Source organism: Parendozoicomonas callyspongiae, from assembly GCF_023502345.1.
In the GTDB taxonomy this organism is placed as follows: Bacteria; Pseudomonadota; Gammaproteobacteria; order Pseudomonadales; family Endozoicomonadaceae; genus Sansalvadorimonas; species Sansalvadorimonas callyspongiae.
Genome location: NZ_JAMFLX010000002.1, coordinates 79,061 through 96,640, shown reverse-complemented (window position 1 = coordinate 96,640; position 17,580 = coordinate 79,061). Strand labels below are relative to the sequence as shown.

Here is a 17,580-nt window from a genome sequence, read left to right as displayed (position 1 = left end):
AATGTCCTTCAATACTTTCAACTCAGGCGGACTCATTATGGAGATCCAGCACTGATTCATTACTGACAGCTTTGGCGCTGTCATTCCTGGCCATGGCCAGTTGATTTAGATAAGCCTCGTCAACATGTCCCGTCAGGTATTTGCCATCAAAAACAGAACAGTCAAAGGTTTTGATATTGGTGTTGCCGGCCTGGACGGAATCAATAAGATCAGGAAGGTCCTGATAAATCAGACGATCCGCTCCAATCAGACTGGCAACCTCTTCATCAGTGCGCCCATAAGCAATAAGCTCCTGGGCCACCGGCATATCAATACCGTAAACATTGGGAAAACGCACAGCCGGTGCCGCTGAGCAGAAATACACTTTCTTTGCTCCCGCCTCACGTGCCATCTCAATAATCTGACTGCAGGTTGTACCCCGTACAATGGAATCATCCACCAGCATGACATTCTTGCCCTTGAACTCCAGTTCAATGGCATTCAGTTTCTGCTTGACGGATTTCTTGCGCATGGTCTGACCGGGCATAATAAAGGTGCGACCGATATAACGGTTCTTTACAAAACCTTCCCGGTAATTAACACCGAGAACATTCGCCATCTCCATGGCCGAAGGGCGGCTGCTGTCAGGAATCGGCATGACCACATCGATATCGTGTTCACCCCACTCCCGTTTCAGCTTCTCAGCCAGCTTCTGGCCCATACGCAGACGGGATTTGTAGACAGAAATACCATCAATAATGGAGTCCGGACGGGCAAAGTAAACAAACTCAAAAATACACGGAGTCAGCTCACTGGTATCACTGCACATCTGGCTGTGAACCCTGCCTTCGCTATCAATCAGTACGGCCTCTCCGGGCAGCACATCCCGAATCGGCTCAAAACCCAAAGCTCTCAGGGCAACAGATTCCGAGGCAAACATATATTCATAACCGGAGTCACTCTGCCGGCGGCCATAGATCAATGGACGAATGCCATGGGGGTCACGAAAACCCAGCAGGCCATGACCATTGATCAGGGCAATCACTGCATACCCGCCCTGGCAGCGTTTATAGACCTTATCTACCGCAGTAAAGAAGTGTTCCGGCAAGGGATCGAGCTGCCCAAGTTTATGCAGCTCGTGGGCAAAGACATTCAACAGGATTTCGGAATCGGAGCTGGTATTGATATGACGCAGTTCCGAGCGAAACAGATCGTCCTTAATCGTATCAGCATTCGTGAGATTGCCATTATGGGCCAGCGCAATGCCATAGGGTGAATTGACATAAAACGGCTGAGCCTCGGCAGAGCTGGAACTGCCCGCTGTAGGGTAGCGGACATGGCCAATACCAATATTGCCTGGCAGGGATTTCATATGGCGGGTATGAAACACATCCCTGACCAATCCGTTATCCTTGCGCAGGTGGAAGCGGTTATCATGGCAGGTCATGATTCCCGCAGCGTCCTGACCCCGATGCTGGAGAACGGTCAGGGCATCATAAAGAGTCTGATTAATCGGGTTGTTAGCATAAATCCCGACAATTCCGCACATGCGTTGTTTCACCTCTTTCGTCTGGCTATTAAGCGAGCGTGGCTGTTATCAGATTTTTATTGTTATGTTTCTTAATCAGAGGTGAATAACCATCCACCCCTGAGCTAGCTGTTCATGAACAGCGGGGCTAGAGTATCGACTGCCAGTCTTTTAATCCACTCTGAAACGATTTCAAAATGGGGTACGAGAACAGAACTGCGCCACCAGTCATCCTGCTGCAATGGCAGATAGTGGGCAAGACCCACCAGCATAGTAACCAGCAGCGCTCCCCGCAATGCTCCAAATATCATTCCCAGGGCTCTATCGGTACCGGTCAGCCCTGTCGCTTCCACCAGCTTACCGATAATGGCATTAATCAATCCGCCAGTCAGCAGGGTCGCAACAAACAGAACCACCGCTGCAGCAATCACTCTCAGGGAAGGGGTATTGATATAGCCCTCAAACATCAGGGCCAGGCTGCCCGCAAACAGCCAGGAGATGATGGCGGCCGCAACCCAGGTCACCAGAGACAGGACTTCCTTGAAAAAGCCTCGGGATAAGCTGATCAGGGCAGATATCACAACAACTGCAACAATTGCCCAATCCAACCAGGTCAAGCTCATAAATTTCTCAAAATCGGTCAGTGATTAACGAAGGGATTCTATCAATAATTACTGATAAATAGATAGGAAACCCAGCTCTGCCATTACGGCAAGGCTGGGTTTAGTGATTATCAGGGGCGAAAGCGGACAGCCAGACCTTTCAGCTTGAACTGCTTTTCAAGCTCCTGACGCAGCTCCAGTATCTTGTCCTTGCGCAGCTCAGGGCCGACATAGACCCGGAACAGTCTCTTGCCACTGTTGGCGGCACCTTCCCGGGTATAGCTGCGATACCCGGCATCCCGCAGCTTGTTTTGTAACTGTTCGGCATTTGCCTGTTTGGAGAATGCCGCCAGCTGCAGAGTCCAGCTGACAGGAACACCCTGTTCATCCAGAGTCGGACGCTCTGATACCGCGGGAGGAGGTGTTTCGTAGTCAGCAGGCACTGCCGGGACTTCCATCGGGGTTTCCAGCACTTCGATATATTGCGGCACTTCCGGAACAGGGGGCGGTTCAGGGATTTTCACCGCCCTTTCCTCTCCCGGCATATCCCTACCGAAAAACAGCGGGTAAAAAATCACGGCCGCAGCCAGCAGAACCAGAGCCCCGGCCAGACGCTGTTTTCGTTTTTGCTCCATGCCCTAACTCTCCCCTGTAACCTCAGATATGCGGGATTCGATTCAAGGATATTACCTGTAATTACCGGGTTACACACCCGGCAGTTGTTTCAAATAAGCCAAAGACTCCGCCACAGTATGGAATGAACCCAGAATTACCAGGGTATCGCCTTCAACTACATCATCCACGGCTATGGACAGTGCCTCAGGAACTGATCCATGCTCACTGACAGACTGATCAAAGCCCTGCAGTCTGGCAGCAAGATCACCACTGCTTCGGGCCCGGGCCTCATAACCAACACTGGCCACATACCAGTGCTGAAAACTGCTTTTGAGTGGCTCAATAACGCCGACCATATCCTTATCATTCAGCATGCCAAGAACAGCCCTGACCGTTCCTTTGCCAACCTGTTCCAGCTTGCCGGCCAGATAACGGGCCGCCTGTGGGTTATGGGCAACATCGAGAATAATATTGACTGTTTCGCCACGGCTGTTCTGTGCAGTCTGCTGCTGACAGCGCCCGGCCAGTGAAGCCGAGGCAAACCCTTTGCGCAGCACTTGATCAGATAGATCAGGCACAAGCCACAGAAGTGCCTGCAGAGCACAGGCGGCACTGACCGGAGGCAGTGTGGGAACAGTAAGGCCTGTTACCGTTCTCATTTCGCCATTACTGAGCCGGCCGGTAAAGTGCATTTCACCATCGACAGGATCAAGCGAAAACTCATGGTCATTCTGTAAACGGATAGCCTGAATATCGGCGATATGGTCAAGCAGGCTCTGAGCAGGAAAGCGTTCCCCACTGATGGCCGGTCTGCCGGTACGGAAAACACCGGCCTTCTCCCGGGCGATCTCCTCGACGGTATCCCCAAGCCAGTCCTGATGATCAAGATCGACCGTGGTCACGATGGAGACATCAGCATCAATAATATTCACCGCATCGAGTCGGCCACCCAGGCCAACTTCCAGAAGAATGACGTCCACGTTTTCCTGAACAAAAATATCCAGGGCAGCCAGGGCACCAAACTCGTAATAGCTCAGGAAGGTTTCACCACGTATCTCTTCAATTCTGGTGAAGGCATCACAGATCAAATCATCAGACACCATTTCACCATCAATACGGATACGCTCGTTGTAATCCAGAAGGTGGGGAGAGGTCCAGGCTCCGGCCCGAATACCGGCTTCTTTCAGAATCGCGGACAGATAGGCAACTGTACTCCCCTTGCCGTTAGTACCAGCAACGGTAATCACCTTGATAGGTCGTTCGGGAGTGAAAAAAGATGCAGGAAGGAGTTGGCGGGCGACGGTATCAGCCCGCTCAAGCCCGAGCATCATCTGGTGCTCGGGACGGCGGGCTTCAAGGAATGTCAGCCATGCGGCAAGACTGTCAAAGTTCATCTTTGCACTGCTGTTCAAGTAAAAATCAGAACGTTTAAGTACAGCGAATTCCTTTATTTTTCAAGCAATTCCCCAATTAATTTAAGGATTCACCAGAATCTTCATCACTGCCATCCGCTACTGCTGCAGTTAGCGCATCAGCAGACAGGTGACGCGTCATACGCTCCAGGTTACGGGCCAGCATCGCCTTCATATCACGACGGTGGACGATCATATCAACCTGACCGTGCTCCAGCAGGAACTCACTGCGCTGGAAGCCTTCAGGCAGTTTCTCACGTACAGTCTGCTCAATAACACGGGGACCAGCAAAACCGATCAGAGCCTTGGGCTCGGCAATATTCAGGTCACCCAGCATTGCCAGACTGGCGGATACACCACCGTAAACCGGATCAGTCAGAACGGAAATAAACGGAATTCCCGCCTGCTTCATCCGCTCCAGTACAGCACTGGTACGAGCCATCTGCATCAGGGAGAACAGCGCTTCCTGCATACGGGCACCGCCACTGGCAGAGAAGCAGACCAGGGGAATTTTGTGCTCAAGGCAGTATTCACCGGCACGCACAAACTTCTCCCCAACAACCGTACCCATGGAACCACCCATAAAGGCGAATTCAAAGGCACAGGCTACCAGAGGCAGATCATACATGGAGCCACGGAAACAGATCAGAGCATCCTTCTCACCCGTTTTCTTCTGGGCCTGAGTCAGACGATCCTTGTATTTCTTGCTGTCACGGAACTTCAGGTGGTCGACCGGTTCCAGTTCAGTAAACAGCTCTTCCCGATCTTCCTCATCAAGAATCCACTCAAGGCGAACCCGCGCAGGAATACGCATGTGGTGATCACACTTGGGACACACATCAAGATTACGTTCCAGCTCAGGGCGGTAAAGCACTGCCTCACACTTGACGCATTTCTTCCAAAGACCTTCCGGCACACTGCTTTTTCCCGGGTTGGAACTCCGGGACAGGGACGGAATGAGTTTATCAAGCCAATTGCCACTCATGACAAATTCCTGTTTATCATCGTCTTCTCAGACGATCATTGATCCATGGCTGTGCGCATCTCTGTAAGGCGCGCTGTTATCGCAGCTTTGGCGCCTTCCAGATCTTCATGGGCGGCCAGCTCTTTCACCAGGGCCGTACCCACAATCACCGCATCGGCAACCTTACTGATTGCTGACGCAGACGCACCATCACGAATGCCAAATCCGACACACACCGGCAGCCGGGTATAGCCTTTAATATGCTCAACCCGGCGCTGAACCTCATTAATATCGAGGTTACCGGCCCCGGTCACTCCTTTGAGTGACACGTAATACACATAACCGCTGGCGGCTTCACAAATGCCTGAGATCCGCTCATCCGCTGTATTCGGAGACAGCAAAAAGACCGCATCAAGGCCATGTTTTCTGAGCGGCACCAGCATGTCATCAGCATCTTCCGGAGGAATATCAACAGCCAACAGGCCATCAACACCTGCTTCTGCAGCCCTCCAGGCAAATGTTTCATACCCCATGATTTCGATAGGGTTCAGGTACCCCATCAAGGCAATAGGCGTGACATTATCCTTTTTTCGGAACTCTTCCACCATTAAAAGTACGTCAGCGAGTGTAACACCCTGTGACACAGCTCGCTGATGAGCCAGCTCGATGACCGGACCGTCGGCCACCGGGTCCGAAAAAGGAATGCCAAGCTCAATAATATCCGCCCCGGCTTCTACCATGGAATGCAGCAGGGGAACCGTTGCCTCCGGCCCCGGATCGCCAGCGGTCACATAAGGAATCAGGCCCTTGCGACCCTCTTTACGCAGACGCTCAAAGCAGGCATCAATACGGCTGGTGTTGTTCACTTCAGTCATTGTGCCTCTCCCTAGAGCGTGATGCCGTCAATTGAAGCAACGGTATGCATATCTTTGTCGCCACGACCGGACAGGTTAACGATAATGCTCTGATCCGGACTCATGGTCGGAGCCAGTTTGCTGGCATAAGCCAGGGCATGGCTGCTCTCGAGAGCAGGGATGATACCTTCATAGCTGGTCAGATCATGGAACGCCTGCAGCGCCTCTTCATCTGTAGCAAAAGGATATTCCGCCCTGCCAACCTCACGGAGCCATGCATGTTCCGGCCCTACACCGGGATAGTCAAGACCGGCGGATACCGAGTGACTCTCGATAATCTGCCCGGCATCATCACACATGATATGAGTGCGATTGCCTTGATAAACACCTTTGCGGCCATCACTGAAACGTGCCGCATGCTTACCAGATTCAATGCCCTCACCACCAGCTTCCACTCCATAAAGCTTGACGCTTTTATCTTCAAGGAAGGGGTAGAACAGCCCCATGGCATTGGAACCACCACCAACACAGGCAACCAGCGCATCCGGCAGCTGACCGGCCTGATCGAGAATCTGGCGCCGTGCCTCCCGCCCGATAATGCTCTGGAAAGTTCTGACCATCTTGGGATAGGGGTCAGGGCCAACAACCGTACCCAGCAGGTAGAAGGTGTCGTCCACATGACTGACCCAGTCACGCAGAGCCGCATTCACAGCATCTTTCAGTGTCTTGGAACCGTTTTCCACAGGAACCACGGTCGCACCCAGCAGCTTCATGCGATAAACATTGGCTGACTGGCGCTGAACATCCTTGGCGCCCATGTAAACGACACACTCCAGACCCAGACGGGCACAGACTGTCGCAGTCGCCACTCCGTGCTGACCGGCGCCGGTTTCTGCAATAATCCGCTTCTTGCCCATACGCTTGGCAAGAAGAATCTGACCGACTGCATGATTGATTTTATGAGCACCGGTGTGGTTGAGATCTTCACGCTTGAGGTAGATCTGCGCCCCGCCGAGCTCACGGGACCATCGTTCAGCATGATACAGAGGTGAAGGACGGCCGACATAGTGGGCCAGATCCTTATCAAATTCTTTTAGAAATTCCGGATCTTGATTGTATTTTTCAAACGCTTCTTTCAGTTCCTGCACGGCAGGAACCAGCGTTTCCGGAATAAAACGACCACCATAAACCCCGAAGAACCCCCGCTCATCGGGCTGGCAGTATCTCTGCTCAGCTTTCTTATCGGACCTGATTTCGGACATAGTTGACCTCTTGCATAAACCCTCGAATCAGGGTTTCGTCTTTTACTCCCCGGGAACTTTCAACGCCGCTCGAAACGTCGATAGCCCAGGGTTTTATAGTGACAACTGCTTGCGCCACATTATCCGGTTTCAAACCTCCGGCCAGCATCAGAGGCCGGTTCACATGCTTGGGAAACTTGCCCCAGTCAAATGCCTCGCCTGTTCCGCCATAAACATCCGGAGTATACGCATCCAGAACATAGGCCGATGCGTCTGGCCACCTCTCAAGTTGCTCTGCAACATCCATATCGTCCCGAACCCGAACGGCCTTTAGCCAAGGCAGGTTCCAACGGTTGCAGAACGTATTTTCCTCATCACCATGGAACTGGATAGCATCCAGCTCAACATTATCCAGTATCTGCTGGAGGTACTCCGGGGACGGATTCACCACCACAGCAATACGGACAGCTTTACCAGCAACGGCCTCAGAAACAGCCCTGCCCTCCTCCAGAGACAGATGCCTTGGGCTGGGTTCATAGAACATCAGCCCGATAGCGTCGGCTCCATTTTCGACAGCCAGTTTGGCATGCTCCGGCTGTCGTATGCCACAGATCTTAACCCGGGTTCCAGACGTATTTTCAAACAACATGGGCTTCCCCTCTTTTCTCGTCCTTACCCGGTTTTTGCAATAAAGCAGCATTTCAGCTCTCTGGCCAATAACAATGCTGCCAGTTTTCCAGTTTAGGTCCGCATCAGCGGTCCAATAAATGATGGCCCCAGAGGCTCTGTCGGCAACCCGAACTCATCGGGATAGCTTACATCAACAAAATACAGTCCCCAAGGCGGTGCCGTCACTCCACCGGCAGACCTGTCACGGGCATCCAGAACCTCTTTGGCCCAGACCGGTTCACGCTTACCGCAGCCGATTGCCATCAAAACACCGGCCAGATTGCGAATCATATGATGCAAAAAGGCATTGGCCTTTACATCCAGGACAATCAGGTCACCAAACCGCGTGATGTCCATATGCTGAATTGTGCGAACTGGATTCTTGGCCTGACACTGCACGGCGCGGTAAGAAGTGAAATCATGTTCACCGATCAAATACTGCGCAGCCTCACGCATGCGGTCAACATCCAAAGGGCGGTAATTCCAGGTCACTCCGCGACTCAAATGCGCCGGCCGGATGGGATTATTGTATATCACGTAGCGATAGCGTCTCGCCAGTGCTGAAAAACGGGCATGGAAATCAACAGTCACCGGCTTTACCCAGCGCATGGCGATGGTATCCGGGAGATTGGTGTTGCAGCCATAGACCCAGCCACGTTCACTGCGCACGGATGTGGTATCAAAATGAATAATCTGACGACTGCCGTGCACGCCAGCATCGGTACGACCGGCACAGATAACTTTGACGGGGTGGTTGGCCACTTTACTCAGGGCCTTTTCGACAGACTGCTGGATAGTTGGCAGGCCGGACTTCAGGCTTTGCCAGCCATGAAATGTAGACCCATCATATTCAACACAGGCAGCAAACCTGTAACTTTCAGCAATTTCAGCTTCTGCAACTGCTTCTATAGCAAAAGCCTCTTGATCTTGGGACATAAATTCTTACAAGCTTACGGTGCGGCAAAAGGCTGGAAGCATATCATAGCCACGCGTTCACTCTGTAGAACAACAAAATGGCCGCTCAGGTTTCCTTGAGCGGCCATTTTGTTTCAGATGAGGAGAAGCTATCAGGAACCCAGCTTATCAATCAGTTCCTGTGCCTCCTTCTTCTGCGCATCACTTCCCTCATTGAGCACTTCTTCAAGAATACCCTTGGCACCATCGGCATCACCCATTTCCATATAGGCACGGGCAAGATCAAGTTTGGTTGATGCTTCATCGTTATCTTCCAGGAAGGAGAAGTCATCATCCGCACCATCAAGATCCAGTGCACTGGTATCCAGATCAGCAGTCAATGTTTCCAGGTTGATGGCAGCAGGCTTACTCTCTTCGGCTACAGACTTACTCTCTTCGGCTGCAGGTTTCTCTTTGGGTTCAGGCTCCTGTTCTTCAAACTCTGCCATAAGCGCCTGGTCATCTGCATCAAGGGCACTTTCGAGATCTTCAACATCCAGATTCATATCTGAAGAGATATTGGCCAGCTCATCGTCCAGCTCGGCCAGTTCACTGCCAAAATCAGCTGACAGATCAATGGCACCATCATCGTCTTGAGCTTTTTCCTCTGCAGCGGCTTCAGGCTTGGTATCAACCGCCTCCAGCTCGGAGGTGTCGATGCCAAAGCTGGCATCCAGTTCAAGATCTTCCAGCTCAGGAAGCGTTTCTTCCTTTGCTTCAGGTTCCTTATCTGTTTCCAGTTCAAGAGAACCCAGTTCTACAGTTTCATCAGCTGCAGGCGTTTCGTCGGCAATCTCCAGATCATTGAGGTCAAAATCCAGACCTTCAATGGAATCAGCTGTTTCACTATCAGAGCCGGTTTCTGGCCCACTTTCAGCCTCTACAGACTCATCACCCGACAACTCCACATCAAGATCTGCAATTTCAGGTGACAGCTCGATCGCTTCTACGTCTTCAGCTGATGCTGCAGGAGCCTCCTCATCTACAGTAGATTTAAAGGCACTGGCCGGGAAACGTTGGCGCAAATCTGCAGCCCGGCTTATTGCCTGCTCATCTCCTGTTTCCTGAAGTGTCTGTTCCTGCACCTGGAACTCGTCAGCGTCCTGCATTTCCACCAGGACTTCCAGATACTTGAGACGGAAGTCTGTACGCTCTGGACTGGAAGCAATAGCACCCTTGAGCAGATCAGCAGCCTGCAGGAAGCGGCTATAGGCGATATAGATATCAGCTTCGCTGATAACATCCGCCTCGTCTGTCGCTGATGCCTTCACAGGAACAGGCTCAACCTGCATTTCTGGCTCTGGCTCTGCAGCAGCGTTGGGGCCTTTTTCCAAGGATTCATCCAGCTGCTCCAGCTCGGCATCAGTAATATTTTCAGCTTCCGGCAGTTTAGATTTATCTGCCTCTTCAGATGCGGTTTCTGCCTCAGCTTCAGCTTCTGTTTCCAGCTCCTGCTCACTCTGCTCTTCAGAGTTATCGTCATAATCCTTCAGGATATCCGGAATGATATCGTCATCATCATCCATTTCCTGCTGCTGTTTACGACGACGAATAATCAGGACTGCACCGGTAAGCAGTAGAATCGCCCCGCCAATTCCTGCCAGGTTCACTGGATTCCCCAGCAGACGATCAATTAAGCCAGACTCTGGCTTAGCGGCACCTTCCGTTTCTTTACCAGTGGACTCTTGTGGAACAGCAACTTCAGGTGAAGAAGGTTCAGACCCATCGGAATAGTTGTAATCAACGGTTTCATCGACAACATCTGATGGAGCTGGCTTTGGCGCAGGCTCTTTGCCTGTCAACTGTTCCTGTTCCAGCTCTTCCATGGTCTGAAGAGCTGCCAGCTGATCACTCTTTAGAGATACCAGCTTTTCCAAAGACTCGATCTGCTCTTCCAGATCACGCAAGCGGTCATTCAGCTCGGCATTTTCCCGGCTCAGGGTCGCCAGCTGCTCCTGCTTGATGGACATCTGGGATTCCAGCTCACGGGTTCGTCGGCCCTCAGCATCTCCTGCCCCCTGATCAGCACCATCGGCAGACTGTTCTTCTGCACCCAGGCTGACAATATTCAGATGGTCATCTTCAATAGTGCCACGCTGAACGGGTTCAACTTCTGTTTTGCGGGTTGCATCAAGCTGAACCTTTCGGCCGGTATTGACGCGACCATCACGCCACTCCCGGTTCTGACGGGCGATAAACTGGTTGGCCGTTGATGTGCCAATGGTGTCAATGGTCTCCCGGTCTGGAATCTGAAGTGCCGCTCCAGCCCTCAGCAGGTTGACGTTACCATTGATAAATGCACCAGGGTTACGTCCCTGCAGTGCCATCATCATTCTGTTGACGGACACATCCCTGCCAGGACGGGTTCGCAGGGCAACGTCATAAAGCGTATCGCCTTTCTTCACGACATAACTGCCATCACTCCCTGACTTTTGCAGAGATTCATTAGTCAGCACGGGAACATCTGGCACTGTGACAGGCGCAACAGCATCAGGCTGTTTGTTCATGCCTGACTCTTTCATATAGTCAGTAAGCGATATGATCCTGCCTGTTGCTTTCTCACCTTCCGTATCAACAGACGAATCTGCAACAGTTTCAACACTCTTCTCAGTCAGCTCTTCAACAACTGGCAGCTCTTCCGGCTCGACCAGTTCATCAAGCTCAGCTTCAACAGCAGGTTCTTCCTGGGCATCGATATCCAGATCAACAGCCTGTTCGGGAACAGCTTCAACGGGAAGCTCATCAACAACGGTGACAGATTCTTCAGTCACCTGCTCAATGGGATCAGGCTTTGGTTCGGACTTGGCAGCATCAAAGACTTCACTGCTGAAAGACGGGGGATCAAGCAGCAGCGTGTATTCCCGCAGCAGGCGGCCGTTTGGCCAGTGAACTTCTACCAGGAAGTTGAGAAAGGGTTCGATAACGGGCTTATCGCTGCTGACCTGAATGTAGAGTTTACCCTTTTCGTCAGCAACAGTTTTAAAGCGAAGGGTAGAAAGAAAATAGGGACGGGCAACTTCGGCCCTTTCAAAATCGGCCCTGGTGGCAAGGTTGGGCAGTATCTCAATCTCTGAGAGCTCACGAATTTCAACCAGATCAATGCGGGCATTCAGCGGCTGGTTCAAAGACGAATTTAACCGGATCTCACCAAGGCCAAGGCCATAGGCAATTCCGGGCACTGCAGTTGTTCCAACCGCACCCGCCACTGCCATAGCCGCAACAAGCTTGCGTAACATATATCCCCTGTCCCTGTTGTTATCGCCCGATCCTGCCATCACCCGGCCTGCGTATATTTATATTATTTGCCGGTGATGTATGCCCTATCTATATAACAATAGATTATGAAAGCGTAGCAGCCATTCGAACAATAAACATTTGTTCAACCATACAACAATGCGATGTCGATTCCCTGCAGACAGTGCACGGCACCGCATTCGGATAAACAGTTATCAGGTATAACTTATATCACTACAAAAAGTCTGCGATCAACTTCCGATACAACTGAACTACCGCAGACGATGACCCAACACGGGCATTATCGGTAACCAGCCACATATTAAGTACATATCCCTGATTTTCCGATACGTTCATTCCGCAGACCTGAATACGATTTTTCTGTCCGTCTTCAGCATTGGCCAGACTGACCGGTGACATCATCTCTTCCGGGTCGTAACTCAACAGCAGGGACGGGTCACCTTCAAGAACATCCATCACTTCTGCGACACTGACTTCCCAGTCCATGGAAACAGACAGGTGAATAGTCTGACCATAAAAGACCGGGGCCACGACACTATTTATATGGACGGGCAAAGAACTCTCATCCTGATAAGAGCCATCACTCAGTAAAGCGTTTATCTCTCTTGCGGCCGAATCAACACCGCTGGTAGCAGGAGCAGCACCCGGAAGAATATTGAATGCTACCTGATCGGCAAAAGTACTGTGTTCTGCCGGCAGGCCATTCAAAAGGCGACTGGTCTGGGTCGCCAACTCACTCACTCCATCCTTACCTGCACTGCTGACAGATAGCAGACAGCTCAGATCGACACGACCAACTCCACCTAGCTGCTTCAGAGCACGCAATACCGGAACGACTGACACGGCGATATCTCCAGGAACAGCAACCACACCCTGCTGCTGAAGATTCATCAAGGCTTCGGGGTTCATATCCGGATGAATCAGAGACAGGTATTCCTGGGAACGGCTGAATGCCGTGGCATCAATGACCATGGCTCCGGCACTGCCCGCTTTGGCAATTGTTGCTTCAGCCAGTGCAGCATTCTCAGCACAGATCACCAGCTGACCGGCTGAAAATGCATACCGATCCAGGTTCATCACCGGAAGTGTCTGGCCACCCAGCTGCACTGAAGCATCGTCACTGGCTTCATCAGAAAGCGCCACAACCTGTTCCGCCTTAACTCCAGCTTCAGAGAGAAGATTAAGTATCGCTTCACCAGTAAAGGTATCTGCCCCGACCAGGGCAAGAGGCATATCAGACATAGATCATCTTAAAAAGAAATTAAACTGACGCAACTGTATAGGTCAAAGAAGGTGTTTGCAAAGCCCAGCATTCAACAGACACAGCCCCCGTACTAACCAGGAAACAAAACCGATCAGAAAACAAAAATTCTCGAGACAAACCCATTTCGCTTCAGGGAGCTCCTGCCTTAACTTCATCGTAGAAAAACAGCAAGCCACGAAACATATCTCCCAAAGAAACTTAAGTTTTGGAGCGGCGGAATCTGGGGCCAATATGCACGAGCCTCCGGACAGGCACTATTTCGGTTTCGCAACGGGAAACCCCTTAGCACTTGCCCTTAACCTCACGGTCCGCTCATACGCACTCAACCCATTAATATACACATCACCCCCTTCTAACCCTCGACAATACTTCGGCCACTGCATACTACTGTTACGGTATGTCTTAAATCTGGAAAGAAAAGTCCAAAATTTCGTATCCATTTTGTGCTTACCATATAGAAATAGAAGTTTGTAGCCTGATATCAAGCTGTCAGGACAATAACCATTGCAGGAAAATGAACGAAGAAAGCAATTAGATGCTCCTTCGATATCTCCCAGTTCTTCCAATCTTATGCCAGCTTTCAGCCCAACACGGATAAGTTTGTCTCTTGCAGCTACAAATTTCGGACTGATGTTATTTATTACAGATAGAACCTGAAACTGTTTTACTGGATCCTTTGTTTCTTCATAATAGTGTTCAGCCTCCATCCCCATACTACGGTTGCGATCAGGAGACATATAAAACTTTTGTTCCATATCTTCCATCAATTTCTTCGTTCTTGGACTTCTGTATCTAAAGTGAGCCCTCGCCTGCAGAACTCTGGCATTGGCATCTCTTGGCCAGCGCCAAACAGCCTGATCCGCTCTCCATAGTGCTCGTCCATATTGCTTTAGGTAAAGGTAGTGATTGATCAAGGCGGTTTCATTCAGAGGCCCTTTTTCTGCATATCTGTCACGCAACAGACGGGATAATTCATCCTGTTGATAAGGGAATCTTACTGTTGCATACAACTTGAGTAGTGACAGCATATTGCCATGATGGTGCTTCGTACCCCAGGTAGAATTAACTAATTCTACAGCGTATGGGATTACCTCCCTGACTTTTTTGCGTTCAGGCTCTAAAGTATGCAGCCAAACCCACATTCTTTTGAGGCTTGGAGTTTTCTGATGAGCACTTTTTAATAATTCACGGGCTTTTTGAAAATGAAAGCGATTCGGGTCGTATACATTATTGTATTGTTCGCGCCTTAGCACTATAGAAAGCCATGTTTCTAACACTTTATCAATATCAAGCCCTGCTTCCTCAAGTGTCTCCATCCCTTTATCCCACCTTCTACTCATGGAACAGCTTACAGCGTAAGCAATAGTTACTTTATAATTCCAAGGGTAAATCTCATGCAATTTTTTCAGAATTGGTGCCATGTAAAATCGTAATTTATCTTTTGACCTTAAATCTTTTAATGAATTTATTACACCATTCAAACTCAGGGCAAGATGCCAGTCATCACGATGCTTATCAAGATACCATTTAAGGCAAGATGTAGCTTTATAATAATCATGAAATACATCTTCATATATTGATGCCAGATAACGTATATAGCAGCGAATATCATGCTTGGGAATTTTATCCAAATCCCTACTCCCCCTATAATGGATATTCATACCCAACTGCACTCTACTCAAATGCTTTAGAGCAATGATCCTCATCTGTGCATAAGAATCATGTTTATCAACATCACTTTCGATACTGGCTAGCTGTTCAGAAAAATGCCCTCTATCACCCATTTTTAAGTAGGCATGCGCCAGACAATAGCGGGAGAAAACCCGAAATACTTTTGGAAAGTGGTCAACAGAATCAGCAAGAAGGCTAACCACCTCCTGCCATTTCTTTTGATGACGCAATTTTATAATTTTCCTGAGAATACGCATGGATATTACAGAACGTAGTTCCGGATTTAGACTACTTTGATTCAGTGTCGTTATGGACTGTACGATTTCTTCCTGTGAACCTGGACTGAACTCATTAATCGTTTCATCTGCAGGAATTACCATGTCTTTTGGCAGTATGCCTTGCCATTTAGAACCATTATATGCCATCAATAATGGTGGTAATTCATCTGTTTGTAGTGAGTGAACAATATGACTTAATTGATCACTTTCCAGAATAACAGGAACCGACATCGGTGAATAAACAATCCCCGAACACCGTCCATCTTCAAGGAATGGAAGCAGAACCACAATCTTTCTCTGCAGATGAACAGCTAATAGCCAGAGACGTTCTGGACGACTCCAGACAGGATCATCTGCCTGATAAACACTGGTAAGAATATCGGGGAGATTAAAAAAAGCCATCCACCTCTGTTCTAATTCCATAATATTCATTAAATCCCATATATACTCATCACTTTTCATCCAGTTTATTTCTTCCAGCAAGGAATGTTTGGATTGCCCTAATAAACCCTCTCCATTTGCTCTGAGTAAAACAGAAAGAACATTAAAAAAACCATGATTATCCTTAGTATTTTCAGGAGATACTACCTGCACATCATCACCACAATTAAAACCATTTAAAAACTGCAAAAAATCTGTTGATTGGTCTTGACACTTTCCAAGAAGTTTATAGATATGCAAGGGCGAGTCATTTTTATCTTTTTCTTTATGAAATTTTCCCACTATCTTCCTTAATTCTTCAAGTGATGATTCAATATTTTCTTTTATAATTTGCTCTGATGATTTCCCACTCCTGTAGCCTCTGGACACAATCATGTCTTCTTCGGTATCCGAAGGGAGCTCATCAACATCTTGAGAAGAATCCAACGGATCCTCGCCCATGCTCTTCAACTCCACATCATATGTCTGCGCGACATTTAAGACGTTTCTAGAATGAATTGTTGAAAGAGTTTTTAGCTTCTCAATATACTTAATATCAACAGGATTCCGACAAGAACCCGACCCTGTCATTTCTATTTTATTTAATGCCTTCTTCCTTGATTTACATTCAGGCTGAGAATTAATAGAGTCAGGCCGATATACGGCTGCATCATAATGACCATAACCATTATGAATAATTATCACAGCCCGTTCAAAAGGATTCTTCAAGACCACTGCCTGTCCGTTTGGCCAATAAGTTTCAACGACAGGAAGTTGGTTTCTTGGGTAGATATGCACCATGGGGTACTGGTAATAATCTGCAGCCAGCATCAATGCTGGCTGCACTTCCATCCAGGATTTATCCTCACTAAGTTTTTGCTCCCCTCTCTCCCCCAAAACAGTGACCAAAATATGCTGCGGGTTTTTTTTTAGCAGTAATTTATAGTGATGAGAAATACCTTTCCGTACATCTGATGGTGTATATTGATCCTTGGAAAAACTCAGACGGTTAAGCTGATAGGCTAAAGCGGAAGGTATACAGTTTCCATCTTGCGCTATTTCATTTTTTATCAAACGATGTTTACGCAAAAAGTCGGACAGTGATTTAAGATACTCTTCGCGCTCCTGATCATTGAGGTGACCAAATCGCCTCCCAGTCAACTCCTGAGCTCGATCCTTAATATAGTCCTGAAGCGATGAAAACAGATCACCTGATATATGACCAAGAGTTTTCCGCGAATCACTTCGCAACCTTAAAAAATCTTCAAGTTCGCTTGGACATTGACACTCACTGACACCCTTATAAAGCATCTCAAATAACTTGGATGACTTTTCTGAGTCCTGCTGTTTACTGTCAGATAATTCTTTATCAAGGTCTTTCTTATCCGTTTCCTTCTCAAGCAACCTAACAAAAGGAGTCACTCGCCAAGCCATAACATCTTCCAGGGTCTTTTTGGCAGCTTGCTCAAGTTGGTCTTTATTCGATACTAACCAGTCTACTTCTTCTTGGGTTAAGCATTCTGCTCTTTGCAAAATATAGGTATAAGCATCAGAAATAAGGGCAGGAATAAAGTAAGGGGAACTGCTCTGATATTCTTCAAGCAACTGCTGCAGCATCTCGAAATTGGTACGAAACTCATTTTTTTTTGTACCCCCAGACCACACCGCTGCATTGCGGCCATTTTCCGTTACACCTTTGTACCAGCAATTGTCTTCATCATAATTGGCAAAAGATGCAAAACTTAACAACATAACAAGAGGTTTTGACAGAGCAAGAACTATACGCAACATTCAATCAACCAAATTACACTGGTTTCGTTGAATTTTTCTGCTGGTACATCATATCAGTGAGATTGCCGTGTCATAGTTGCTGT

General features: G+C 48.9%; 12 protein-coding genes. All 12 read right to left on the bottom strand.

Annotated elements, in window-relative coordinates:
- Nucleotides 1-22 precede the first annotated feature (22 nt).
- On the bottom strand, nucleotides 23-1,528 hold the full coding sequence (gene purF, locus M3P05_RS01845; protein ID WP_249697532.1) for an amidophosphoribosyltransferase: 1,506 nt from the start codon (nucleotides 1,526-1,528) through the stop codon (nucleotides 23-25).
- A 104-nt stretch (nucleotides 1,529-1,632) separates the two neighbouring features.
- Nucleotides 1,633-2,130 carry a CvpA family protein gene (locus tag M3P05_RS01840; RefSeq protein WP_249697531.1) on the bottom strand — a complete coding sequence of 166 codons (498 nt, stop codon included), beginning with the start codon at nucleotides 2,128-2,130 and terminating at the stop codon, nucleotides 1,633-1,635.
- A 110-nt stretch (nucleotides 2,131-2,240) separates the two neighbouring features.
- Nucleotides 2,241-2,744 carry an SPOR domain-containing protein gene (locus M3P05_RS01835; RefSeq protein WP_249697530.1) on the bottom strand — a complete coding sequence of 168 codons (504 nt, stop codon included), beginning with the start codon at nucleotides 2,742-2,744 and terminating at the stop codon, nucleotides 2,241-2,243.
- Between the two features lie 69 nt (nucleotides 2,745-2,813).
- Nucleotides 2,814-4,118, bottom strand: coding sequence for a bifunctional tetrahydrofolate synthase/dihydrofolate synthase (gene folC, locus M3P05_RS01830; protein ID WP_249697529.1), 1,305 nt, complete (start codon nucleotides 4,116-4,118; stop codon nucleotides 2,814-2,816).
- A gap of 76 nt (nucleotides 4,119-4,194) precedes the next feature.
- Nucleotides 4,195-5,121: an acetyl-CoA carboxylase, carboxyltransferase subunit beta gene (gene accD / locus M3P05_RS01825; RefSeq protein ID WP_249697528.1), complete on the bottom strand. Its 927-nt coding sequence runs from the start codon at nucleotides 5,119-5,121 to the stop codon at nucleotides 4,195-4,197.
- A gap of 35 nt (nucleotides 5,122-5,156) precedes the next feature.
- Nucleotides 5,157-5,975 carry a tryptophan synthase subunit alpha gene (gene trpA / locus M3P05_RS01820; protein ID WP_249697527.1) on the bottom strand — a complete coding sequence of 273 codons (819 nt, stop codon included), beginning with the start codon at nucleotides 5,973-5,975 and terminating at the stop codon, nucleotides 5,157-5,159.
- An 11-nt stretch (nucleotides 5,976-5,986) separates the two neighbouring features.
- Nucleotides 5,987-7,216 carry a tryptophan synthase subunit beta gene (trpB, locus tag M3P05_RS01815; RefSeq protein WP_249697526.1) on the bottom strand — a complete coding sequence of 410 codons (1,230 nt, stop codon included), beginning with the start codon at nucleotides 7,214-7,216 and terminating at the stop codon, nucleotides 5,987-5,989.
- Nucleotides 7,194-7,844: a phosphoribosylanthranilate isomerase gene (locus tag M3P05_RS01810; RefSeq protein WP_249697525.1), complete on the bottom strand. Its 651-nt coding sequence runs from the start codon at nucleotides 7,842-7,844 to the stop codon at nucleotides 7,194-7,196. The genes trpB and M3P05_RS01810 overlap by 23 nt, the downstream gene beginning before the upstream one ends.
- Nucleotides 7,845-7,936: 92 nt before the next feature.
- The gene (gene truA, locus M3P05_RS01805) at nucleotides 7,937-8,800 is read right to left on the bottom strand and encodes a tRNA pseudouridine(38-40) synthase TruA (protein ID WP_249697524.1); all 864 of its coding nucleotides are present in this window, start codon (nucleotides 8,798-8,800) and stop codon (nucleotides 7,937-7,939) included.
- A gap of 131 nt (nucleotides 8,801-8,931) precedes the next feature.
- Nucleotides 8,932-12,093 carry a FimV/HubP family polar landmark protein gene (locus tag M3P05_RS01800; protein ID WP_249697523.1) on the bottom strand — a complete coding sequence of 1,054 codons (3,162 nt, stop codon included), beginning with the start codon at nucleotides 12,091-12,093 and terminating at the stop codon, nucleotides 8,932-8,934.
- A 193-nt stretch (nucleotides 12,094-12,286) separates the two neighbouring features.
- Nucleotides 12,287-13,315, bottom strand: a complete 1,029-nt coding sequence (locus M3P05_RS01795; RefSeq protein WP_249697522.1) for an Asd/ArgC dimerization domain-containing protein — start codon at nucleotides 13,313-13,315, stop codon at nucleotides 12,287-12,289.
- Between the two features lie 276 nt (nucleotides 13,316-13,591).
- Nucleotides 13,592-17,497, bottom strand: coding sequence for an OTU domain-containing protein (locus M3P05_RS01790; RefSeq protein WP_249697521.1), 3,906 nt, complete (start codon nucleotides 17,495-17,497; stop codon nucleotides 13,592-13,594).
- Nucleotides 17,498-17,580 lie beyond the last annotated feature (83 nt).